The sequence below is a fragment of the Sphingobacterium sp. B29 genome, assembly GCF_001952815.1.
Classification (GTDB): domain Bacteria; phylum Bacteroidota; class Bacteroidia; order Sphingobacteriales; family Sphingobacteriaceae; genus Sphingobacterium; species Sphingobacterium siyangense.
Genome location: NZ_CP019158.1, coordinates 4,694,307 through 4,719,034 on the forward strand (window position 1 = coordinate 4,694,307; position 24,728 = coordinate 4,719,034).

A 24,728-nucleotide genomic window follows, 5' to 3' on the forward strand; every position below is an offset into this window, starting at 1 on the left:
GATATGATCAATTAGGTGATTAATTATGCTTCAGAATAGTATCGATATGCGTCAATTCATCCGTCGTAAAGTCCAACCTGTCCAGGGCCTTGAGGGAATCAACCAGCTGCTCACTATTTCTCGCCCCTACTAAAACCGAGCTTACGCGTTCATCTTTCAACAACCATGCAATTGCCATTTGTGCCAATGTTTGCCCTCTTTGTACCGCAAGATTATTCAACCGGTCGATCTTCTCCATTAATTCTGGAGTGATCATTTCACTTTTCAAAAAATGTTCTTTCGAAGCACGTGAATCCGCCGGAATGCCGCCGAGATATTTGTTGGTCAGCAGTCCCTGTGCCAAAGGAGAAAAAGCGATCGCTCCGATTCCTTCTGCCTGCAGCACATCCAAAAGTCCCTCCTCAGGTGTCCGCACCAGCATCGAATACTTAGGCTGATGAATAAGGCATGGTGTCCCCATAGCACGCAATAACGCAGCTGCTTTCTGAGCAAGATCAGGAGGATAATTGGACAAGCCTACATAGCAGGCCTTTCCTTGATGAACAATATCTCGCAATGCTGCCATTGTCTCTTCCAACGGTGTATTCGGATCAGGTCGATGATGGTAAAATATATCCACATAATCGAGACTCATCCGTTTTAAGCTCTGATGTAAACTGGCCATCAAATATTTACGGCTTCCCCAATCACCATACGGCCCCGGCCACATGGTATAACCCGCTTTAGTGGAAATTAAAAGTTCATCACGATAGCCCACAAAATCGGTACGCAATAGCTGTCCAAAGTTCTCTTCGGCACTTCCCGGAGGAGGACCATAATTATTGGCAAGGTCAAAATGGGTGATTCCACGATCAAAAGCGGTCAGCAAGGTTTTCCGGAATACAGCTTGAATATCGGTTTCGCCAAAATTTTGCCAAAGCCCCAATGATATGGCTGGCAAGAGAATACCACTCTTCCCACAGCGTCTGTAGGGCATATTCTGATATCGGTTTGGATTGAATGTCACGTTACAAAGTTTATACCTGCAAAATACAAAACTATTTCCAACAGTCCAGCGTATTTCCCGCTTTCGTCTTCTTTCGCAAACCTCTTTTTAACACTATATCATTTAACAGCAGGTCATGTTTCTAACACCAAATCGATTAGCAACAGGTCATGATAACCTTAGGAAAGCAGGCTTCGATGCATAATTCTTTTTGCATAGAAACGTATTTATATTGCATATAAAAAGCAATTTATCTAAGTTTGGTCTTATCCAAAAGCAAAGGGATTAATTAGACATAACATGATTGGCAGATTTTTCAGAAAATTCTATTTACATATTGTCATCTGGACCATATTACTGCTGTTGCCCTTTATAACGTATCTCTACCAGCCGGATAAGATCGCTGATTTCAAAGCCTATTCGGCGTTATCGCATTTAGTAAATATTGTATTCCTGGCTACTCATTTTTACTTGCATTGCTACGTTGTTGCGCCCACCTATTTTTTCGGTCGCAGAAAGATCTTTGTACTATTAATGGCACTTGGGTTTGCCACCTACGTAGCACTGAACTACAGCATAGTTTATTTTAATCCAGATGGAGAGCTTGCTCATCTGACGAAGGAAAATATTCTTTTCGTACGCTTGGTCATCGGCCCAGGCATTATTTACTCCCTTTGTATGATCACGTCTTCAATGATCTTCCTTTACGATGAGCAAGCGCGACAAAAGGAGCTCAACAAACAGATTGCGCTTGAAAAAACAACGGCAGAACTAACAATGTTAAAGCTACAGATCAGCCCGCATTTCCTATTCAATACACTGAACAATATCCGTTGGCTCATTCGTAAACAATCACCAGATTCCGAAGACACTATTGTTAAGTTATCCGAAATGCTACGCTATATACTTTACGAAGTAGACGGCCCCAAAGTCGAACTTTTTAAAGAGATTGACCATATGCGCAATTTTATTGCCTTACAGACCCTTCGTCTTCCTATCCAAGGAAATGTAACACTTGATATCGAAGACAAGGTCAAAAATAGAATGATCCCCCCATTACTCTTCATACATTTTGTGGAGAATGCATTCAAATATGGCGTAGATAGCAAAACAGCTCCACAGATACAGTTTCAATTTCAGGAAACTCCGGGTGGCATTATCTTTATATCCCGTAATAGAATCTTACAACATACAGAACCGCGTCCAAACGAAGGTATAGGACTGACCAATGTACGCAGACGATTACAATTATTGTATCCCAATCGACATGACCTCAGCATCAGAAAAACCGATGTTGGAGATTTCGAAGTCACCCTCAAACTGATGACCGATGAAGATTAAATGTATACTCATAGATGATGAACCCTTCGCACTCAATATTTTAGAAGACGACTTATTGAATTTTGAGCAAATCGAAGTCGTCCATAAATTTAATGCGACGGCCGAAGCGGAAGAATATTTAAAAAATCACGCTATCGATCTGATTTTTCTGGATATTGAAATGCCCGATCAATTGGGCACGCAGTTTATTCGCGAGCTCGCTCCCCGACCCTTGGTTATCTTCACCACGGCCTATCACCAATATGCTGTTGAAGGTTTCGAGCTAAATGCTATTGATTATCTGCTTAAGCCGATCTCAAAAGAACGACTCGCAGCTGCAGTCCGAAAAGTGGAAGAGGGTATGCTGCTCCGTGCAAAACAGCTCCCCGAACAGGATCATATTATCGTTAATGTAGAATATAAAAAGACGAAAATTTTTCTCCATGAAATCAGCTACATCGAAGGCTTGAAGGACTATGTAAAAATATACCTGGTGGACCGTGAATCGCCCCTTCTTACGCGCAGCAACCTCCGTGGAATGGAAAAAATATTACCTACAATAGACTTCCTACGCATACATAATTCTTTTATTGTCAATAAAAATCGTATTGAGCAGGTCGCCCAAAGCAAACTCACCCTACCTGAAACCGCCCTTCCTATCGGTAAAAAATATATCAAAAATATTGAACAGTTTATCTAATGCTACTGCCACAAATTGAATCGATGCAATTATCCGTTCGTCTACACATTGGCCGCTTCGGTCTACAGATGATTGCATAGCTAAAAAATCCTTTTCAAATTTGTGTACTATCGAACAGCCTAATCCGCGTAGCCGGTAGAATAGCAAAGAAAAAATGAAAAGATTTATAGCAATAGCGCTAATGGCAACTGCGGTTGCTTCCGTACACGCTCAAGCCCCTGCAGGTGGTCGTCCTGCTTTCGCCATGTCCGAAAGTCAGCTCTCGGGCCAAATTGTGGACAACAACGGGAAACCTATCTCACAAGCTTCCGTGAATTTATTGAAGGTTATCAAGGATCAAGCTACAGGTAAAGAAAGGGAAATCCTGGTAAAAAGTACCAGCTCTTCAGAAAATGGAAAGTTCAATTTCGCAGCCATTTCACCAAAAGAAAAATGGAAACTAAAAATTAGTTCTGTAGGCTATGCGCCGATAGATCTTGCTGTAGACTATAGCGATAGCAAAACAACAAACAAAGATCTAGGTGCGATCAAATTGGACGATGACAACCGTAAACTCGATGAAGTTACCGTGACTGGCCGCAAGGCACTACTCGAAATGGACATCGACAAAAAAGTCTTCAATGTAGAGAAGAATATCGTTGCAGCTGGCGGTACTGCGATCGATGTACTCCGCAATATGCCTTCTGTACAAGTAGATATCGACGGAAACGTAAAACTGAGAAATGCAGCCCCTACAATTTTTGTCGATGGAAAACCTACAACGCTCACCCCCGACCAGATTCCTGCCGATGTGATCGATAAAATCGAAATTATCACAAATCCATCTGCCAAATACGACGCTTCCGGAAGTATGACCGGTATCCTCAACATTATCCTGAAGAAAAATAAGAAAGCTGGATACAATGGTATGGTCACCTTAGGTGGAGACCGCTTTGGTGGAACCAACTTTATGGGTAGTTTAAATCTGCGTCGAAATAAATTCAATATCTCACTGACGGGAATGAATATGCGCATGCGGACCAACACCGAGGGCGACAGCCACCGTACAAGTACAATTAATGGCATAGAATCAACAGTAGATCAAGATATTGAAGGCAAAACAAAAGGTATGATTACTTTTGGCCGGCTCGGCGTAGATTACGACTTAAGTCCCAAAACAACGCTATCTGTAGCCGGCGTATTGGTTCAGGGTAAATTTAAGCCGAATGAGAACTCGTCGATCTTAACCACCTCTGGCAATAGCGAATCACGCAGCGATCGGATTTCCGAGTCCGAAAGAAGCTTTAAACCACGGGGGTTGCAGGCAGGTCTTGTTCAAAAATTCAAAACTGAAGGCGAGGAATTGTCTGTGGATTTCAATTATTTCGGCGGCAGCAACACATCCAATGGTTTATACACCACCAATTACCGCAATGCAAGCAGCGAAATCAGCGGAACTCAGATTCAAAAAAACATCGGTTCCGGTGATAATAAGTTCATGACTGTGCAGGCAGATTATGTCAAACCATTCAAAAATGGCATGAAACTCGAAACTGGTGTGCGTGCACAGATCAATAAACTCAAAAATCTCAACAATAATTCCTTAAAAGCAGTAGGCGAAGATGATTTTGAGAATATAACCGCAGCATCAGCTAACTATAACAATAAAAACAGCGTCTACGCAGCCTATGCCTCACTTGGAGGAAACCTCAAGGACTGGGTATCCTATAAAATTGGGCTGCGCGCAGAAAGTTCAACGTACGACGGTGAACTTTTGAATACAAACGAAAAGTTCCACAACAAGTATCCCCTGAGCTTATTTCCTTCTTTGTTCTTGAGCAAAAAGCTAACCGAAAAAGACCAAATACAGATGAGCGTAACCCGTCGTGTCAACCGTCCGAACTTCTTTCAACTCATCCCATTTGTTGATTACACGGATAGCTTGAATATTACACGCGGTAACCCTGACCTTGTTCCTGAATTCACAACATCCGGCGAACTTTCCTACAGCCGTACACATGGAAAAGGTACATTTTTGGCAACAGTATACTATAAACGCACAAACAATCTAATTACACGTTACCTGACACAGGAACTCAATCCGGTAACGAACAAAATGGATTTCATTAATACCTATATCAATGCCAATTCCAGCAAGAATTATGGGGCAGAATTTACTTATACCAATAATCTCAAAAAATGGTGGGATCTGACTGCAGACCTCAACTTCTACAATTCCAAAATTGAGGTGGATGAGAAAACGCCTTCGGAAGGTATGTGGACAGTATTTGGAAAACTGAACAATACATTCAACCTACAGAAAAACTGGAATCTACAGCTAGCCTTTGAATATCAAGGCAAAACAAATATGCCAGTGACACAGGGACAAACATTCGGTCCACCAATGAACCAGGCGCAAAGCTCTTCACAAGGCTATATCAAACCATTCTATGGTATCGACTTTGCCATCAAGAAAAGCTTCTTGAAAAATCAGGCTGCCTCAGCAACATTGGCCATCAACGATATCTTCAGAACACGTGGCAATACCATTGTTTCATCGGGTGAAGGGTTCTCTCAAACCTATTATCGACTTTCTAATCCACAGTTGATCAAATTGAATCTTTCCTACCGTTTTGGAAAAATGGATATGAATATGTTTAAGAAAAACAAAAACCAGAATTCAATGGAAGGCATACAAATGCAATAACATGTGGATCATATCACAATCAAAAGCGGGTATTTCTTGTAGGAAATACCCGCTTTTTTATTAAACTGCGTCAAAGACTAGACGACTGTATTGGATATATTCTTCTTTTCAAGTATTTCAACAATCTCCAGTAGATCATCAATCACATAATCTGGATTTGCCGATCTGAGTTGAGCCGCATCATGTGCACCTGTTGTTATACCAATACTCAAAGCACAACCCGCTTGTTGCCCCTCCTGTATATCGATGATGGAATCTCCAATTTTCATCACCACACTCGAATCGGTAATTTCAAATTTTTGCATGGCCATATCAATCATATCTGGATAAGGTCTGTTTCGAGGTACATCAGAAGCAGTAATTAACGCATCTACATCTTTGCCAACTTTCCAATTAAGCTTCTCCAAAAGTGACTCGGCTGTCTTACGATCATAGCCCGTATTGAGCACACGCAAGATATCCCGCTCTTTCAAGATTGCAAATAGTTCTTCCGCATTCGCATTAGGGTAAATTTCCTCGACTTCATAAGCGTGTTCCAAGTCTTTCAAAAACAAAGTAAACATCCGTTGAGCCAATTCATCATCATCAACATCCAAACTATTTTTGAGTACAGTCTTGATTGCCTGTAGCTTCTCCTTACCTGCAGCATGGGCCAATACCTCTGTTAATGTCAGTTCGTATCCCCCTACCGTATTTATTGCATTTCTAAGCGTCTTATAAACAATATTATTTTCGTTCACTGTCGTACCTGCCATATCAAATACGACCATCTTGATGGCTTCTTTCATTTTATTCAATCTAAAAGTTTAGCAAAAATAAAAAAATGTTAAATAAAACTAAACAACACTATGTTAATTTATTGCTATGCTTTGGTTAAGAAAACTACTTTAACGAACCACAAAATAATAGGTCCAGGCGATTAGCAAGATTTGAAACGGAATACGAAACCACAAATAGTTTGGACCGGCGCCATCAAAAGTAGCCGTCTCGTAATTGATACGCCTTAAGTTTGCCCGAATATTTGTAGGTAATACCAGTAGAAAGAAGACAATTAAAAGGATTCCCGTTATGCGGCTCACCTGCGGGACAAATAGCCCAATTGCAGCCATGAATTCCATTAAACCGGTTCCATAGATCATTTCTTTTTTACATGGAACAAAGTCGGGCAGCATCAACATCATTCCTTTGGTATAAAGTAGGTGTCCCAATGCAGTGAACAACAGCATCACCGCCAATCCAACTTTACCCGCTAAAAGAATATCCATCTCCCCCTTCAACAGCAATAGGATGAGATTGGAAATAATGCAAACGACAATTAAAACAAAAAATGGTTTCATCTTTTTTATAACAAAAATAGGTGCCCTTCCTTTTGTTATCAATGAACATTTGTTAATAAATTTCTTTCCTGATCCGGCTTAACGATTGCGGTCTAATACCAATATAAGAAGCCAGATATTTTAAGGGAATGTTGCGAATCAGTTCGGGTTGCTCACGCACCAAATTGATATACCTGGTTTTTGCCGAATCTTCAAGTAGCGTCAGTTCCCGTTTCATTTTTTTTAGAAAAATGTCCTCAACCGCTTTCCGACCAATTAGGTTCCCAACCGTTGTTGTTTGATATACCGCATGGAGATCCTCAAACGATATCCGCCATAAAATACAATCTGTTATTGCCTCGAGATGATACGATGAAGGCTGCTGCGTCAAGAAGGAATCGTACCCACTTACAAAAGAGTTTTCGAAAGCAAATCCAAAAGTAAAATCATAGTCCAGTTTTGGGATATTGAAACGTACAATTCCTTTTTCAATAAAAGATAAATACTGTTCAGTTTTTCCGATTTCCAAAATCAGTGATTTTTTTGGAAACTCCATCTTAACAAGCTTAGCGGAAAATACTTCCCAGTCCGTATCATTCATGACAACGAGCGATTCAAAATATTCTTTGATCTTGTCCATGATTCTTATTTTTTAAGAGCAAGATAAAAACTTCTGTTCAAATACATCGTAATGATTATTTACTATTTAATCGATTATTTATTTCAATAAACATACGATCTATTTTACCAAAAAATATTAACTTAAATACAGTAAACTTTAATTATGCATATTCTTAACGAAAACGCCCCAGAACGGTGGCCTGCCTTTAGAAAATTAGGTTTTCGATTTTCCTTTATTTTCATTTTGTCCTTTATTCTTGTTTTTAATAACGGTACTTATCCGTTATATGGATATATCAGCATCCCTCTTACTCATTTCATGCAAAGGTTGACTCCCTGGTTTGCAGAAAATATATTGGGCTATTCTTACGACCACAGCATCTTCATCAACGGAAGTGGAGATACCTCCTATGCCTGGATATCCTTATTGATCCTATTCCTGCTGGCATTAGTTGGGGCGGCTTTATGGTCCATATTGGATCGAAGAAGAGCCAGCTACACAATCCTTTTCTATTGGTTAACCACAGCAATTCGCTATTATGTTGCTTTTATGCTTATTAACTATGGACTGTACAAAGTCTTCTATATGCAAATGCAACCGCCGAGGTTAACACAACTTCTGCAGCCATTGGGCGAGTATTCCCCCATGGGCCTCGCATGGACCTATATCGGTTACTCTCAAGGCTACAATATACTTATTGGTTCAGTAGAAATATTATCGGGCTTATTGCTTTTCAGAAAAACGGTGGTTGCTGGTGCACTAATTACGGTTGCGACCAGTATCAATATTATGGCCGTCAACTATTTTTATGACGTCCCCGTTAAAATGGTCTCTACAGCACTCCTGCTACTTTCCATATTTCTACTGCTTCCCTACTTAAAAGCATTGTTCGCAATTTTTATTTCAGGAAAACCTGTACAGTTACTCCCTATCCAACAACACCTATTCAACAAAAGCTGGAAAAGAAAAAGCTTGTTTATCGCCAAATTGGTGGTGTTACTGCTCTTTATGGTGCAACAGGGCATGGGCATATTAAGTACAAAAAAAATGATAGCTGAGTACCTAACGAAGTCACCACTCTATGGAATCTACCGTATTGAACAAGCGGGAACACAAGGTAAATCAATCCCCGAAGATTGGCGACTTATTGTTTTCGAAATTGATAACAACAAGGTCTTAATACGTAACACAGACTATACCCCACAAAGGGAGAGCGTTGTTATTGATGCCCCCGGGAAGAAAATTACCCTAAACAATTATCAATTTGATTATCAGATCAACCCTGACGGAAATATTCTTCTGACAAAAACCTTTGATGACCATACAGCGCACATTAAACTTATTAAACAAGACGTGCAAGCGTTCGAATTAATACAGCGCAAGTTTCATTGGGTACAGGAATATCCCTATAATCGTTAAATAAGAATCGTAAAAACTCAATAAAACAAATCGTGCACTTAATACATCCTCAGACCAAAATAACTATGTTTAATGCTGCAAACATAACAACATGCGACGACGAGGTAGAGCATCTCGGTTTTTTATATCGCATGCGGAATATCAGGGTACACACCTACCATATGCTCAAAAGCAAAGAAGTGGTGACCCTTATCTTAATACATTCGAGCGGAGGTCGCCGTGAGATTGATCAGGGGCAACATAATATAATGGGTTATCAAATTCATCTAATGTTCCCCGGTCAGTCAAGTTCTTTCTATTTTTTCAAAGAAACCGCTGTTTATCATTTTAGAATTCCCTGGCAAAATTTTGAAAAATTATGTCATGCGCTTTCAATCAACATAAAACTCCTTAAAGATTATCCGATACTTCAGGTCACGCCATATAAATTTGAAACGCTCCGCTATGAATTCGATAAGATCCGTAATGAACTCTATTGCTATCAGCCACCATTATCACTCATTTTATCACGTTTGGCAACTAGCTTACTAGAGATTAACCACTCCTTAATCAACCACATCGATAATTTAGCACCATACGCTTATCCAGCTATCCTGAATCGTTTTCTTGAATTAGTAGAACTTCATTATAAACAAGAACACCATGTCGCTTATTACGCAAATTTACTGAATATAACTGCAAAAAGTCTTTGGATGCAAACACAGCAATACATGGAGACTAGCCCCCTCAAACTGATTCATAATCGTTTATTAAAGGAAGCTATGCACCTGCTGAGTTTGGGGCCCAATCCAATCAAGACTACCCTGATTGAATTGGGTTTTGAGGACTCCGCTACTTTCTCTCATTTCTTCAAAAAACAGACAAATATGTCACCTTCAGCATATCAAAAGAAACATTTACCACATAAAAAAACATAAAAATGGCTCCTACGTGATATACATGGAGCCAATATTTATTAAGAAAACCGCATTATAACTATCTTTTTTTCAACGTGATATTATCCAAAAATGCATTTCCTTTTCCTACATTGGTAAATCCGATCCGAACAATTTTGTTATTCGGATTAATCTCCTTGCCAGTAACAAAATCAAGCTCCTGCTTTCCACCTTTCTTTTCTAAATCAGGTATTAACGTCTTTAAATTCGACAACTTTCCTGTTACGACAGTGACATCATCGACTTCCACCTGCACTTTGTCTCCTTTACTCCAATAGACAAGTTTGAAGTCTTGTTGGGGATCCAAATAAACATATTGCTCTATTTTTTGACCCGGCGCAAGTACCACCGCTTTACTCCCCTTTTCGCCGCGCCCTTCTTCGATGACCGCTGCACCTTCCCAAGGTGCAAGACCAGATTTACGCTCAAAATCTGGATTAGGCAATTCATTACCATCTTTTAAAGGCCAGTTATACGCCCGAATATAATCGACCTCCATATTGACTCCGCCTTCAGATCCATAGGCTCCAAGAAATACGTTCAAAAAGTGGTTGGGTGAATAAATCTGATTTTTATTCGTATATTCTTTGATCAGATCTCCATTGATATAATGTTTAATACTTGTGGGTGTCCACAATACCCCATGTGTTACCCATTGTCCAACATGTTCATACCCCTCTGCAATATGTGTAGCAAGATTACGTTGAAATACCCCTTTTTGATCAACATGTCCATGTATCACAAACTGAGCCGTAATATATTCGAAAACGTCGATTTCAAAAAGCTGTCCCTTGGGGCGAATGCCTTTAATTCCGTCGACTTCGGATCCTTCTTGAAGATAATAACGAATATCTGGTCCAGGTGAATCAAACCAAAAAGCTGTATTTGTTCCCTTGGGATTCCCCTGTCGGTTACGTCTTACCTTAACTTCAAAGTACCCACCTTTGCTGTTGTCCAATAAATTTTCATTGGACTTCCAATCGTAGGTTTGGATGGATGAAATCTTCTGGTTGCCACCCGCTGTAAAAATCCGTTTGGGAATAGTATCATTGACATACAGATTGATCGCTGATCCATTTAAAGTATAAGCGGGTTGTGGCAAACGATCATGCAACATTTCATCCTTGGATTTTGCATTCAGATAATTCAAGGATGAAAAATAGTTGGTCGTCCATTTATTCCGATTAAGTAATTGATCGTTAAATTCATCCTGCCAATAAACTTCCATACCAACAGGAACTGCTCTTGAACTTGGATTCTTTCGCTCTTCATCGAGTTCAGTATTATCCAGCTGCCATCTCTTGCTCGTATACACTTTTCCATTTGCCAAGGATTTTCCTGTAGCAGATTCTACCCAGATATAATAGGTCGTTTCAGGCTCTACCTGCTGAATATAATAACGTTTGACACCTTCTGCCAATATCGCATTGGCTGTCTGCGGTTTCTTATTCGTTTTTGCCCAAAAGACTTTCGCTCCGGATATGTTCGGTTGATTATCCTTCATGTCTACACGGATCCAACTCCGGGTACCCAATAGCTGTAATGGTACATTTGAACTTGTCGTTTGAGCCGATAGCCCTAACGCTGACATTACCTGAATACCTGCAAGAAATAGATATTTTTTCACAATTTTCTTATTTTATAAACGAACAAACGATAGTCAATCTGCTTACGAACAGACTATAACCTTACGATAATAACGAGAATTATCAGCATTGGCAACTCTGATCAAAACGCAACCGTTTGTTCAATTTAGCGATTCCGAAAATTGGGACTTAAACAATGGATCAGACAACTCGAATTTTCCGCGCTAACGCGTTCTGCAGTATTGGTAAAGTCAAGAAAAAAGCCGCTTGGAAAATCCAAAACGGCTTGATATATAGCGTAAAAAAAGTTTCCATTTAGATTATTCATGCAAAACCAAAATCGCTTTAACTGATCGGTTCAAAACTTCATTCACCGTACTACTTGCAAATAAACGGTAAATCATATTATGGTTGCGTTTGACCAAACACAGAATATCGGTCTGATTGTTTTCAACAAAGTCAATGATCGCATGTGATGGCCGTGTATCATCCTCATCCACATAATTAAAGTTGATATCTACGTTAGGAAGCAACTGACGCATTTTTTTCTCCCCATTACGCACCAGCTTTTCGTCCAAATCCCTTTCTGAGACGTGTAGAATTTCCAACTTCTTGGGGTCTGAAAGTTTTAAAATACGATTGAGCGCTTTGACATCACGAACAGACAATTTTGTTGTTTTATAATCCGTTGCCAATGTAATGACTGGAATAACCGACAGATTACTTTCAGGAGGTACAATCAAGGTCGGAATACGCAATTTTGTCACAGCCATACTCGCATTACTACCGACAATTTCTTTAATGCCTGTCGCCCCGGTAATTCCCATCACCAAAAAAGAAACATCCGTATATTCAACATACTTTGTGACTACATTACGCAGATAACCTACTTCAACAACGGTTCGCACTTTGAGGTCATTGTATTTATTTTCCTGGACCACCTGATCAGTCCATTCTTGCAAAGCAGTACGTTTTCTAGCGTAATAATCTTCTATAAAGATCGCGTTATAAGTACTGTTGTTGATCCCTTCTGTCGGGTGTATGGCATGTACAACAGCAACTTCCATATTCAAACGAGAAGCCAAAGACAAGGCGTAACGCAAAGCATGACTTGCATTGATTGAAAAATCGGAGGCAACAAGAATTTGTTTCATTTTTTAAGTTTTTAATATTTACCTGTCAATAGCCATGTGTACAAATGCAATGGATGACAAAAACATTCAGATAACAATCAACTAAATAAAAAGATGGAAGAATACAAATAGTAATAATGCCAAGCCAATTGACACGGGTAAGGTAAGTACCCAGGCAAGACCGATACTTTTGAGTGTCCCTTTATTCAGATTGCTCTTTCCTCCAGAAGCGACCATTGAACCGGCAATACCACTTGAAAGCACATGCGTTGTACTAACCGGCAAACCCAATACGGTACTGATACCAATTGTCGAAGCAGCAACAATCTCGCTTGAGGCTCCTTGAGCATAACTTAAATGTTCATTTCCTATTTTTTCACCAATCGTTACTACAATACGTTTCCAACCGATCATTGTCCCAAGACCTAAGGCGATTGAAATAGTTAAGATCACCCAGATCGGTGCAAAGTCCGTAAGATGTTTCAATTCGCCCAACTTACGATTAAGCTCCAATCGATTTTCAGGATTGATATCGATCTGTTTACTGCTCTCTAATGTAGCAATGGATTTAACTAAACCTTCAACCTCTTTTCTGAATTTAAAAGTACCGGCTTTATCCGTTACACTTTTATCCATCAAATGCAACTTGACTTGCTCAATCTCCTGATTGACTTGCACAAACATCGTTCCCTGAGCGACATTACTGGAAGCAATTCTCTGTAACACGATTTCCGTTTGATCGAGCGTTTTAATGACAGCCGCATCTGGTACGGAATGGTTGATTGAAAAACGAGCAGGCAGAAATGCAATTAAGATCAACATAAACAGTCCTACACCTTTTTGTCCATCGTTGCTACCGTGAAAAAAACTGACCAATGTACAGGTCAGTATAAGAATACCGCGTACTAACAAGGGAGGTCTGTCATCTTCTCCCTGTGGGATGTGAAAAAGTGCTTTATAACGGACGACATGCTTTAAAAAGAGCATCAATAACACTGCTAAACCAAAACCAATCAAAGGTGAGAGAATCAAAGAAAGACCAATTTCCTCGGCCTTATGCCAATTGACACCACTGCCACCATAATACCAGGTGAAGCCTATACCAGCCCCGATAAGAGCACCAATCAAAGTATGTGAACTCGAACATGGAATACCAAAATACCAGGTCCCCAAATTCCAGATAATAGCCGCTAATAATACAGCAAGGACCAGGCAAGCGCCTACCGAAACAGGTAGTGCCATTAAGGTATCGAGAGGCACCAATTTAAGTATTCCCATAGCAACTGCGATCCCACCTGCAAAAACACCTAGAAAATTCCAAAAGCCAGACCAAGGAATGGCTACAATTGGTTTAAGTGCTTTGGTATAAATTACCGTTGCAACAGCATTCGCGGTATCATGAAAGCCATTGACAAATTCAAAGGCCACAACGGCAAATAAACAAAGGGCAAAAACAATAAGAAGTCCAGTACTAAGATCGGTTTCCCCTAAGAGAGGAATCATGTTGCAGAAAATTTGCATATTATTCTTTCATAAGATTTATGGTTGTCCTTGCTGAGTTTTTCTTACTTGCTGAGTTTTCCTTAAGGAAAACTACCAAAGGAACAATCGCTTCATTCAGCTCAAAAATAATTTTCAGATGTTAACTTTTGATAAAGGATATATTACGTTATACAACACGAAAGAAAAACTTAAAACACTGTTAACGAATCTTATTCCATCGCTATTTTATTTCCCACAAACTTTCTTAATTTTCAGGGAGCTAATACGGACTTTATAGGGACCTCATTCGGACTTCATTCGGATGAAAGCGAATAAAGACCGAATAAGTTCCGTAGAAATAACGATTATAAAACGGATCAAAAGTAAATTTGATCGCTAGTTTCTACCCACAAAATATAGCGCCCCCGTATAAAACCAACTGTGAAGCAAGAGCCGTATAAGACCAACCGTAAAGTAAGAGCTGTATTAGACCTTTTGTAAACTTTTTTCAGGAATGGACATAGTGTATCTGCGAAATGCCAAGCAGAGGATTCGAGAGAATTTTAGTCCGCCATTTACAACGAAAATAGTACGATTTACCGATTCAAATCCACAGTCTACCGAAAAACGCACACTTTTTAGAATTAAACCCATTACTTTAGACAAAAGTAATTTAACACCGAATTAATTATACCTAAAACTTATCCATTAGACTATTCCTTGACGAACTATTCTCCCTTACAGCGGATTACATTTAGTACGCTAACTTTTCTCATCGCCATTTATTGCGTTCTTTTTGCACAGCATACAAAAGCGCAATCTTTAGACTGGTCTACAAAAGATATTGTATTTAAGAGTGAGGGTATTAACCTGGCAGGAACCATACTTCAGCCTCGGCGTGCCCATGCTGCCATTGTCCTCATACATGGTTCTGGACAAGAGAAAAGAATGATGGATTTTGCCTCATATTTAGCCCAAAACGGTATTGCCGTATTTACTTATGACAAGCGCGGAGTAGGAAAATCTGAGGGGACCTATGCTGGCCCTGAGGTCGGTACCAATAATATCGATTCTGCCAACCTCCACCTGCTCGCTAAAGATGCACAAGCGGCAGTAAAAGCATTCCATCAACAACTAGGGAAAACGAACATTCCTGTAGGGCTATTGGGATTCAGTCAAGCGGGATGGATCATTCCCTTAGCGACTAACCAAAATCCTTTGGTCGACTTTTTTGTATTGTACAGTGGAGCAGTTATCCCTGCCCGTGAGCAGCTCCGCTTCCAGTTCTTTACAAATGGAAAAAAAGATTTTTGGGATAAACATACGGAAGCCGATGCCCGACAACATGTAGCGAATGATCCAGATCGCTATCAGTTTACAAATACCGATCCGATGACATCACTTAAAACGATAACAACTCCAGGACTCTGGCTTTTTGGATCCAAAGATATCCAAATACCTGTAGGCTTATCGATTGAACATATCAATGCACTGAAAGCACAGGGAAAGCCCTTCGAATATTGCTTATTTCCTTTATTAGATCACAATACAAGCCTTTCGGCATCGCGTGAACCAAGTGCTATTGCATTGAATTGGATCAAAAATCAACGTAAAAAAAAAGTCATAAAAAAATGCCTCCTGACAACGATTCATCTGCATAAAATCAAGCATTAAAAAGCTAAGTTTTTTACTTAGGCCTTTTTAATGCTTGATTTGAACTCGCTAGATTAATGCAAATCCGTACGAAGTACTTTACTTTTGTTCAATGCTCGATTGGAATAAATGATATACACGGTGCCAATGATAGTTGGCATAATCCAAACCAGCGTTGACCCAAGCTGAATCCCAGCAACTAAAAATGCAGTCACCGACGCAATCAATGCGCCTACCATACGGCCCAAGTGACTGACCAGCCAGGCATTTTTCTTTTCTTTGAAACTTTTAAACAGCTGAAAATCCCGAATACTCATAAATGCACCAAAACCACCAAAAAAGACATATAAAACAGAATTTGCCACCTGTTGTACCAATCCAATTAAACCAAGACATAACATACCGACCGATACAAGTAGCATCGTGGCGGAAATCAGTTTGTCTTTCCAATCGGCCTGTTGTTTAATTTTACTGCGTAAAGTCAATGCGCGATTACCAGCTAGAATGAGATAGATGGTAAAGATACCGATCAAAAATAAAAATGTGTTTTCGTGGCCCGGCATCCTCGCAATAACGAGTGAAATTAAAGAACTAATCACCATCGCATAGGAAAATATAATCCCCATTTTCTTGTGCCCTGCTCCCCCCTTTTTTACAGCCACACTTATCAGGCCGGTAATCAATCCTATCCCACCAAAAAATGCGTGAACGTAGATCAATGTCTTAATTGTTTCTTCCATAGTTCTTCTTTAATAATTGTTTATAGCTAATAATGGTATTGAAGCAAAAAGGCTAATGGTTATGCCACATTTAAAATAGATAGACAAAAAACAACACTATAATGCCGTTTGCGACAATTGGCCAAATGTAAAAAATATCCTTTAATTATCTATTTGTTTAAATAAAAATTACTCTTTTTCCTCACGGACGAGAAAATCATAAGAGTACCAGAATTTCAGGTGCCCATGGGAATTAAGGCCTCCTAGACTATAGCTAATGGGATAATCAAAGCTATTCTGTTGCAGTTCAAGTTCATTTTTATAATCAATGACAAGTTTTTTAATTTCATCCAGACCTGTCGCGCGTCTAATAAAACTTGTTTGACGTCCACCGCGCAGATAAACCAATACGTCGGACCCTTTTAATACCGTTTCGTCGGTTTTCGTCAGAAATTGATTGTACAGCAATTTTTCCAATACATTTTTAAGATCACCTCGTGGAAAATCACTTTCTCCCATCATGATTGAGTGTGTACCATAGTTGACTGAGGAAACATAGTAGGGATTATAACCTGTATTTTTTAACTTCCCAAGTGCATCCCTATTAAAAGCCTGTTCATAGTCTTTCAGATCCGCATGGAGACTAAATGTAATATGTTCTCGACGCAACAACAGGCTATTAGCTCTTTTTATCGTGGTGGAATCATGGTGACGGACCAATTTGAGTACACTATCTACGTCAGGGCTATTATTAAGATGGTAACGTATTGCCCTATAATCGAAAAATGCCCCTACCGATGATTGCTTCAAAACAGCCGGTTCCCCCTTGCTTTTCTTCGCGAAAGCTCGCACAGCATCAAATCCAGGAATAATATGAATGGGAGATAAAGTGGGTTGTGTAGAAGAAATTGTGCTTTTGAAAGGTTTATAATAGTTACGAAGGGAAGTTAGTTTTAGTTGCGGTGTGGTATCTTTTAATCCCCAAACTGTCCCCAAATAGAAGTTTTTATTTGTGGTACCATCCACGTAAATCTGGCTAACCGAAAACCCGACGGAACGCCCTTCAAATTGATACCTTTTAGCCATTGTTCCACCACCGACCTCCGTGGAGTCAAAGTCAATATCTTCTTTGTCACAGCTGGACAAAAAACAAATGCTTAGTAACAACAGGAAAAGATATTTCATAATTTAAAAAATTAATCGTCAGCTCTGGTGCAGCACTTCGATCTCATCTACCCGTCGGACAATGGCCTTTAGATTCTTTTCAAATATATACAAAATTCCTAATCCAATATACATAAAAATAAGAATAACAACACGATACAAAGCTAAAGGTATATAATTAACGATCCATTCAGAAGAAACCAACCCGATGATCAAAACCATAATCGGTATCGTTAAACCTAGATAATTGCGATAAACGCAGTATTTGCTCCCTCTAGGCCGATGCCGCAATAAGTATACTGGAATATAAAAAACGAGTGTACCGATCATCCCTAATTTTAATCCGGTCCAAAAAGCATCTGCATCGAGCGGCACAAAATAATAGAACAATGTGAAGTACACGATATAAATTGCACTATGCCAATGCTTGACGAATTGTAAAAAATCAGCAGGAAATTTATTGATCTGTTTACGTTGCAGATTCAATTCATAGCTAGCGGCAATGTTTCCAAAACCTGCCGCTCCAAAACTGGCATAAGCGAGATCAATGGCTCGATTGAAATATATACCGGCATCTGAAGACATGAGTTCCTCTACCTTACAAGCAAAGTGATCCAGAATTTCAAGTTGAACATCAACATAACGATATCCTTTAGAACGAATAAAATCCATCAGAATACCTAATTCCGCTTTGGTCAATTTCTTTTCTGTCATGATACAATTGGTTTAGTGTTCAAGATAACCTGTAACTTCTCCACAAAGGTCAACGCATCTTTCATTTTACTTACCTGAGCTTTTTTTCCCTTCACTGTCAGGGAGTAATATTTTCTTGCTCTTCCATCGACTACTTCTATTGCTGTATCCAGGAGTCCTTCCGCTTCTAGCTTATGTAATGCAGGGTAGAGCGCTCCCTCAGTCAGAATAAACTCTCCTCCGGTTAAGAGTTTTACTTGTTGAGTCATTTCATAGCCATACATTCTTTTCGTTCCAGACAATAGCTTTAGAATAATCGTTTGTAAAGTGCCTTTTAATAACTTCGTATCTTTCATTCGTTCATCTTAAACAATTAATTAAATATACCTAATTTTCTTATATATACAAAAATATAAGAAAACTATGATACAGCAGCTTGCATTTTAACCGCCGCCATTAGTTATGGCCCTTGCACTGCCTTTTGACTGGACTGCTTCGGCCCTGCTTTTGCAATTAACCAATCAAATTCCTATGAATCGCCTAGTGTTTACCTCGTGAACCAGATAAACATTAGGTCTCAGGTAGGCGTTTACGAGGAACAAGAGTGAACAAAGGCACTGGCAAGAGCAAACAATGGCAACGGCAGGGATACAGGGAAAAAGCCGCTAGAGCTGGGAACTCCAAACGGCTTTGCATTAACAATTATATATAGAATGATATGATTATCCCGCTTTCAGGAGATCAACAATAAGACGATCTCTATTTTCATTCAATGAGGGATAAAATTGATTTAAATCAACCAATATGATCGGCATACCCCTATTTTCGGGTTTATACAAGACATTATCTACCAAGTCCCGACAGAAAACTAACGATTCATTATCCGTGAATACTTCTTTTGACCTTTTGAGGAAACTATCAAAAAAACGTCTTGGATTATTGATGATTTTAAGATGTTCCTGGTTTGGAAAAACCGTACTGGAGAGATCTAGCCTTCGAGAAAATATAACGTCCTTCAATTCCGCATGACCGAAATTTATCAAGGGAGTTTTTAATGGTTTGGCTTTTTTGAGAATAAAAAGATTGGTAGAGTATAAATCTTCTGTAAAAGGAATTCCATAAAACCATGAAGAACTGATCTTTCCTTTAAAAACCACATGAACCAAATTTGTCCCATCGAAAGTTGTTTTGTCAAATGTATTGTAAAGAAAGGAGGACTTTTCAATTTTTAAATTTCCAATAATGGCTTTCGAAAAATCGTTCGCTTCGAATGTACTTTCCATCCAAAGCCCAGATTCCTGAAAAACAACAGACTGAAAGTTACAGTCTATAAAGGTACAGCGAATGAACTTACAATCACGAAACATGGAGTTCATGAAGCTTTTCCCTTTTATCGTACAATCGATAAATGAACAGTTTTTTAAAACTTTGTGATTGAATTCAAAACTTTCAATCTCACTTTGTTGGAATATTTTATTAGTCAGTGCCATGCTAAAAATGATTAATAGGCTAAAATTTCATAGTAGTTGCATTGTAAATGGATTTTTAACGGCCAAAATCTCCATTTATACAATGATGACAACGGGAAAGACAAAACGTCCTAAAGAAATTTTGACTTTTTTTTTTTATCCTAGCCTAAAACAGCCAAGAAATATAAGATCTCCTAGCAAACTGACTATAGGACTACGCTAGCCAGCGATTCTTATAACTGGCCAATAGACACAAAAAAGCCGCAAGAACGGGGAGTCCTTTACGGCTTACTACCTATGAAAAACATTCACCTTAAGTATAAGGCACTATCTACTATGACAATTAAAATTAAAATGGCACACATAAACCTACAGCACAATGAATTAGCGAATTAAGATCTTTTCACTCCCTACTTCAAAAAAAACTCCAATCTATGTTCTTGGCATTTCTTGGAACCAAATATAAAGTGCTCGGTCAGAGATTCTCCCCCCCGTTTACAATTCGCCAAAAATGATTTACGATTCGTCTGTTGTACTATTTGAATCGACCGGTTAATCAGCCCTTTACTGCTAAAAGAAAAAAAAGTATATTGGTGAACACAATTAAAACTGTTTATGAAATTGATAAAAAATATTTTGGCGGTGCTCGTACCACTTACCTTATTCAGTGGCACAGCCTTTTCCCAAACCAAAGAGGAGCTTAAAAAAAAAATATGAAAACAGCATACCAATTCCTATTATGTATTGGACTCAGCCGTCAATGATTTCCATTCTATTTCCATTGATATTATTGTACAAGATGAAATCCCAGACCACTATTCATTTTACATTTCACCCTTTAATATATCCCTAAACAATATGCCTTTATATTGTGGTATTCAATCTGCCGGTGGCGGTATCAGTGTTAAGACTGGTAAAGAAGAAGATATCAAATTTAATGGCATCTTTTCACGTTGGTTTGAACGAACAAAAAAGGCTTTAAAAACTACAGGATATTATGCCAGTTCAGATGCGGAGGGTGATTTTATCAGTGTCCGCAATACCGTAGGCTGGCACAAAGGTTCTTATCGCATCACACTAAAAAAAGAAGGCTATATCGCAGGCAAAGCCGTTCCAGACACTATTAATCCCAAAGAAACCTATTTCAGCTGGGGCGATTATGAACATTCCTGGGTCACGATGTATGTCGAAGATTTAAGCACTAAAAGAGTGGTCAATGTAGGGTCCCTAGCCTTCCCGGGTAAAAAGATCCAGATGAAAAAACACATCACATCGTTCTTGGAGCAATACAAGTATTTTATTGATTTCGCCCAAAGACAGCGGGACCTCGAAGGGTTGAATGTCATCCGATACGATAAATTGCCTAAAGTAACCGTTGTTCAAAAAAAATCTACGCATCAATGGTAAATTGGTCAAGCTTGAAAAAGTGCCGACTTACCATAACCGTACACATAATCCCGAACAAAGTAAAGTAGCCGGTGAAATCCCTATCCTATCCAAGGATAGTTATAATGCTGCAACTGGTGAACTTACACTTGAAACGGGCGTGTTTGTAAAATGGCCGGAGAAAAAAGACGTTAAGTAAAAAGAACCTTTTTAATTAAGTCCAAAACTGACAATAAACGAGTTTTCTTCTTTTGCGATCCTATCTGACTTATTCTTAAAAGGCTCTCCAATGGAAGCGCCATTCTTCGCAACAGCACAAAAAATTGCTCCATATTGAATAACGTATAGCATGGCTTATCCCATTGCGTAAACGACGACAAACCTGATCGGAAAAGACACATGTGGTGAACTCTTGTCAATCAGATAAAGTCGCACACAAAATAACATGTAAGTCAAGTCCAAAAAAGAGTCTTCTCATCATTGTGATGAGAAGACTCTTTAAAAAATTGAAGTCTTGATCCGAAATGTTTGCCGAGCGGCTTACTTAATGACGAACCAAGTTTGACTTTTTGCCGGTATATTGACCTCAAAGATCGCTTCTGAGGCTGCATTTAATGGTATTATGCTGCTGTTCTGATCTTGCTCAACCACTTGTGCATTTCCTGTCAGTCCGGTATAGTATAAGTTGACCTTAATTTTTCGTTTTATCGCTTCGTCCAATGGATTATAGATCATTAGTAATCCTTTTTCTTTCCCCGCCGGATTCACGTGCAAAATAGCATCATAATCCATCCCGTCAGGACGTCTTACATGGATAATATCACTGTCCAAAACTTCGCGGTGTTTCTTGTAAAAATTCACCCATTTGGCCACTACATTTTTTGTTTCTGGGGAGTCATAAAGCTGTGGCCCACGATAACAGGCCTGTACACCTGCGCCAAATAGATTGGCCAAGCGTTGCTCGTAATGCGGTAGGTGATCCTTCAAAGGCTCGATCGTTGCCTCTTTGCCTCCACCTTGATATTCTACCAAAGGAACAAACATCCAGCCCATAGACGGCGCCTTTGCCCAGGTACCATCAAAAATATTCTGTCTTTCCACAATCTCCTGTTGTGCCCTCGGAAGCGACCAGTTCGCCTCACGGTAGCCCATCCCGACTTTGTTTCCGCCATTCAAGAAATACATATCCGGAATATTCAGGTAGATTCCCTTTTCACGGCACCATTTGTAAAAATCAGTGATCCGTTTAAACTGATTCCATTGTGAGTCTTTTTCATTATGATGCCCGGGGTGATCGGTGGAATAGCACCAATCTCCAGGATAAGATCCATCGTGCTCAAATACGCCCAATCCCGAACTTTCATACAGGTTATACAGCTTTTTGAAGTAAGCCTGGCCCCATTCACTCTCAATACAGGGTGAACTTCCAAAGCGAGGATGCATGCCTTCAGGTAGCACAACGTCATTTTTAGCATCAATATGCCGACTAGCCAGGAGCGAATAGCCTCCAAGTTCAATTCCTTTGCTATGCGCATAGTCAGCAAGCTCCTTCATACGCTTGAGATTTTCGGGAGAATCATCTTCGGCATTGAATCCAGACCAAAAGGTCATAATCACCATTTCAAAACCAACTTCCGATGCTTGATCAATTGCCTTTTTTACCGACTCGTTGTCCGAACTCCGTACATGCATCAATATTGGATTTTCAGTTGCCCATGGCGCCATGGAGCGCAGCATTTTTCGATATCCAAGGCTCTTACGTTCGCGTTCCCAGCTATCGTTCAACAGCTCCCAAACCCGATAGCTTGCAAATTCTCCACCGGCAGCAACCTGTTGTTCAGGTCCCATTTTAGGTGCAACTTCCAACAGACAGGGTGTCTCCCGGTCGTAGTGGACCTGTGTCGTATATAGCGGGTCTTTTTTCCACTCCAGACTCGAGGAATAAACGATTTCATCGCTCATACCGCCAAATGTATAATCTGTTTCCACCGTGATATTAGGGTATAACCAACGGCTTCTATGATCTACCGAACTTTCGGGCTCAAATACAGCCAATTGCTCACTCTTAAAGCTATTAACCACAATTTCCCGGTCCGACTGATTCTGCACGGTAATCCACTTACTAAAGATCGGCATGTCATCATAAAGATCATAATGAACCTGTACCGTAATGTTTTTCATATAAGCAAGTTTACTGGATAGATCGCCTGCAAATTGGGATGGAAAATCACCGTATGCCCAAAAACCTTCTATTTTGGAGCGCCCTTCCTTTGTCGAAGCCTTACCATCCTTATTCCCGCCGTTTGGATCCATTTTTCCTACACGAACCAGTTGTATCTTGTCACCCGACTTTAGTGGAAGATGACCAACAGTACGCCATTGCTGTCCGTCCAAAGAGGCTTGTGCCAATAATTCTTTATCGGCTATTTCATATCTAAACCATAGCTGATCTACTTTACCAACTTCGAAAGTTCCGTTATCGCGTTTGCCATCAAAAAAAACAACCTTGCCTTCGCTTGCTCTCCAATAAAGTCTGGGATTACTATTCGTTAGGCTTAGTCCAAAACCCAATCCCCAATCGTTGGATTGATCAGTACCTTTATTCATCTTGGCTACGAGTACCTTTACCTCTTGAGGAACTGTTCTTTCAGCGAACACAGCAGCATTTTCAAGTGCCATAATTTCGCCCACTTTTCCTTCATTGACAAAGGAATTACGCTCATGTGATTTTGAAACCATCAACTTCCATCCGGAATCTAGATGCTGAAATTTATCTTCCAACAGCAATGCCCTGTTTTGGTCACTTTTATTCTTTGCGGCAAGCGCATCGATCACCTGCTGATCCAATGTATAGGTAAATGTCAGCTCTTTGCCCGGGACAGGCCAAGGCATATCTTTAGGCATCCAGTTTGGTCTCTTTTTCCAACCAAAACGGGGTTTTGTATCTTCAATTTTATAGTCATGGAATTTAAAAGCCATGGGGTTTGCCTTTAAACTCGGGATCCATTCTTTCAGTAAATAATTATGTACTTTCTGTCCTTCCAATCCGCCGACATCAAAGGTAAACCCATCGATTGTTACGCTGGCTTCAGGTCGAATCGACCGTAGAAATGCTGTATTTCCAGTCAATTCATCCAAACCAATACTGGCTACATTTGGAAAAGTCGTAAATGTACGGCTGACCAAACCATTGGAAAAGACCAAATGACCTTCTTTCGTCTTGAAAAGTCCTGCTTTCGCCTGGGGAGTTCCTATTAGCCAGTCTCCAGACAGGCTGTTGCTTTCTTTGCTAAATAGCGGCAGCTGCTGACTATAGCTCTGCTTTGCCTGGCCCAACAAGCCCAATAGACACAGGATATAGAGTTGTTTTTTAAAGTAATTCATCTTTTTATTTTGCCAAAACATTTACTGATGCGACTTTCAGATACTTGCTTAAAACTTTGATTTTATTTGCTTTCAA

Annotated in this window: 21 protein-coding genes; 8 read left to right on the forward strand and 13 right to left on the reverse strand. The window is 39.7% G+C overall.

Features of this window, described 5'->3' with window-relative positions; all coding sequences use genetic code 11:
• Window positions 1–19: 19 nt before the first annotated feature.
• A complete protein-coding gene (mgrA, locus tag BV902_RS20270; RefSeq protein ID WP_075993495.1) occupies window positions 20–1,006 on the reverse strand; it encodes an L-glyceraldehyde 3-phosphate reductase in 987 nt (328 codons plus the stop codon).
• A 279-nt stretch (window positions 1,007–1,285) separates the two neighbouring features.
• On the opposite strand from mgrA, the gene BV902_RS20275 reads away from it, so the two are divergent.
• The 3 genes from BV902_RS20275 (at window position 1,286) to BV902_RS20285 (ending at window position 5,691) form a co-directional block, all read left to right on the forward strand.
• Window positions 1,286–2,326 (forward strand): sensor histidine kinase, encoded by a 1,041-nt coding sequence (locus BV902_RS20275; RefSeq protein WP_075993496.1) that lies wholly within the window; start codon window positions 1,286–1,288, stop codon window positions 2,324–2,326.
• Window positions 2,316–3,005 (forward strand): LytR/AlgR family response regulator transcription factor, encoded by a 690-nt coding sequence (locus BV902_RS20280; RefSeq protein ID WP_075993497.1) that lies wholly within the window; start codon window positions 2,316–2,318, stop codon window positions 3,003–3,005. Before BV902_RS20275 ends, BV902_RS20280 begins: the two co-directional genes overlap by 11 nt.
• Before the next feature lie 154 nt (window positions 3,006–3,159).
• Window positions 3,160–5,691, forward strand: a complete 2,532-nt coding sequence (locus BV902_RS20285) for an outer membrane beta-barrel family protein (protein WP_075993498.1) — start codon at window positions 3,160–3,162, stop codon at window positions 5,689–5,691.
• A gap of 77 nt (window positions 5,692–5,768) precedes the next feature.
• On the opposite strand, the gene BV902_RS20290 is transcribed toward BV902_RS20285, so the two are convergent.
• The 3 genes from BV902_RS20290 to BV902_RS20300 form a co-directional block, all read right to left on the reverse strand.
• Window positions 5,769–6,479 (reverse strand): HAD family hydrolase, encoded by a 711-nt coding sequence (locus BV902_RS20290; protein WP_075993499.1) that lies wholly within the window; start codon window positions 6,477–6,479, stop codon window positions 5,769–5,771.
• A gap of 99 nt (window positions 6,480–6,578) precedes the next feature.
• Window positions 6,579–7,028, reverse strand: a complete 450-nt coding sequence (locus BV902_RS20295; RefSeq protein ID WP_075993500.1) for a DoxX family protein — start codon at window positions 7,026–7,028, stop codon at window positions 6,579–6,581.
• Between the two features lie 52 nt (window positions 7,029–7,080).
• A complete protein-coding gene (locus BV902_RS20300) occupies window positions 7,081–7,647 on the reverse strand; it encodes a Crp/Fnr family transcriptional regulator (protein ID WP_075993501.1) in 567 nt (188 codons plus the stop codon).
• A gap of 300 nt (window positions 7,648–7,947) precedes the next feature.
• On the opposite strand from BV902_RS20300, the gene BV902_RS20305 reads away from it, so the two are divergent.
• Together BV902_RS20305 and BV902_RS20310 are read left to right on the forward strand one after the other, a co-directional pair.
• On the forward strand, window positions 7,948–9,048 hold the full coding sequence (locus tag BV902_RS20305; RefSeq protein ID WP_157626144.1) for a hypothetical protein: 1,101 nt from the start codon (window positions 7,948–7,950) through the stop codon (window positions 9,046–9,048).
• 65 nt (window positions 9,049–9,113) lie between these two features.
• Window positions 9,114–9,965 carry a helix-turn-helix domain-containing protein gene (locus BV902_RS20310; protein ID WP_075993503.1) on the forward strand — a complete coding sequence of 284 codons (852 nt, stop codon included), beginning with the start codon at window positions 9,114–9,116 and terminating at the stop codon, window positions 9,963–9,965.
• Window positions 9,966–10,023: 58 nt separating this feature from the next.
• Here the strand turns inward: BV902_RS20310 and BV902_RS20315 are convergent, their stop codons facing one another.
• The 3 genes from BV902_RS20315 to BV902_RS20325 all read right to left on the reverse strand — a co-directional run bounded on the left by BV902_RS20315 (window position 10,024) and on the right by BV902_RS20325 (window position 14,205).
• Window positions 10,024–11,610 carry a glycoside hydrolase family 16 protein gene (locus BV902_RS20315; RefSeq protein WP_075993504.1) on the reverse strand — a complete coding sequence of 529 codons (1,587 nt, stop codon included), beginning with the start codon at window positions 11,608–11,610 and terminating at the stop codon, window positions 10,024–10,026.
• A gap of 279 nt (window positions 11,611–11,889) precedes the next feature.
• Window positions 11,890–12,723 carry a universal stress protein gene (locus BV902_RS20320; protein WP_075993505.1) on the reverse strand — a complete coding sequence of 278 codons (834 nt, stop codon included), beginning with the start codon at window positions 12,721–12,723 and terminating at the stop codon, window positions 11,890–11,892.
• 81 nt (window positions 12,724–12,804) lie between these two features.
• Window positions 12,805–14,205 carry an inorganic phosphate transporter gene (locus BV902_RS20325; protein WP_075993506.1) on the reverse strand — a complete coding sequence of 467 codons (1,401 nt, stop codon included), beginning with the start codon at window positions 14,203–14,205 and terminating at the stop codon, window positions 12,805–12,807.
• A 699-nt stretch (window positions 14,206–14,904) separates the two neighbouring features.
• Between BV902_RS20325 and BV902_RS20330 the strand changes: the two genes are divergently transcribed.
• Window positions 14,905–15,858: an alpha/beta hydrolase family protein gene (locus tag BV902_RS20330; RefSeq protein WP_216640379.1), complete on the forward strand. Its 954-nt coding sequence runs from the start codon at window positions 14,905–14,907 to the stop codon at window positions 15,856–15,858.
• Between the two features lie 53 nt (window positions 15,859–15,911).
• Here BV902_RS20330 and BV902_RS20335 read toward each other — a convergent pair whose 3' ends face one another.
• From BV902_RS20335 to BV902_RS20355, 5 genes are all read right to left on the reverse strand, one after another.
• Window positions 15,912–16,577, reverse strand: a complete 666-nt coding sequence (locus tag BV902_RS20335) for a hypothetical protein (RefSeq protein ID WP_075993507.1) — start codon at window positions 16,575–16,577, stop codon at window positions 15,912–15,914.
• 168 nt (window positions 16,578–16,745) lie between these two features.
• Window positions 16,746–17,741: a hypothetical protein gene (locus tag BV902_RS20340; protein WP_075993508.1), complete on the reverse strand. Its 996-nt coding sequence runs from the start codon at window positions 17,739–17,741 to the stop codon at window positions 16,746–16,748.
• Window positions 17,742–17,759: 18 nt separating this feature from the next.
• Window positions 17,760–18,434 carry a hypothetical protein gene (locus BV902_RS20345; protein ID WP_075993509.1) on the reverse strand — a complete coding sequence of 225 codons (675 nt, stop codon included), beginning with the start codon at window positions 18,432–18,434 and terminating at the stop codon, window positions 17,760–17,762.
• The gene (locus BV902_RS20350) at window positions 18,431–18,769 is read right to left on the reverse strand and encodes a PadR family transcriptional regulator (protein ID WP_075993510.1); all 339 of its coding nucleotides are present in this window, start codon (window positions 18,767–18,769) and stop codon (window positions 18,431–18,433) included. The genes BV902_RS20345 and BV902_RS20350 overlap by 4 nt, the downstream gene beginning before the upstream one ends.
• Window positions 18,770–19,135: 366 nt before the next feature.
• Window positions 19,136–19,903, reverse strand: a complete 768-nt coding sequence (locus BV902_RS20355; protein ID WP_075993511.1) for a pentapeptide repeat-containing protein — start codon at window positions 19,901–19,903, stop codon at window positions 19,136–19,138.
• A gap of 837 nt (window positions 19,904–20,740) precedes the next feature.
• Here BV902_RS20355 and BV902_RS27435 point away from each other — a divergent pair.
• Both BV902_RS27435 and BV902_RS27440 read left to right on the forward strand, forming a co-directional pair.
• The gene (locus BV902_RS27435) at window positions 20,741–21,289 is read left to right on the forward strand and encodes a hypothetical protein (RefSeq protein WP_075993513.1); all 549 of its coding nucleotides are present in this window, start codon (window positions 20,741–20,743) and stop codon (window positions 21,287–21,289) included.
• Window positions 21,258–21,467, forward strand: coding sequence for a hypothetical protein (locus BV902_RS27440; RefSeq protein WP_075993514.1), 210 nt, complete (start codon window positions 21,258–21,260; stop codon window positions 21,465–21,467). Before BV902_RS27435 ends, BV902_RS27440 begins: the two co-directional genes overlap by 32 nt.
• A 341-nt stretch (window positions 21,468–21,808) precedes the next feature.
• Here the strand turns inward: BV902_RS27440 and BV902_RS20375 are convergent, their stop codons facing one another.
• Window positions 21,809–24,652 carry a hypothetical protein gene (locus tag BV902_RS20375; protein WP_157626146.1) on the reverse strand — a complete coding sequence of 948 codons (2,844 nt, stop codon included), beginning with the start codon at window positions 24,650–24,652 and terminating at the stop codon, window positions 21,809–21,811.
• Window positions 24,653–24,728: the final 76 nt, after the last annotated feature.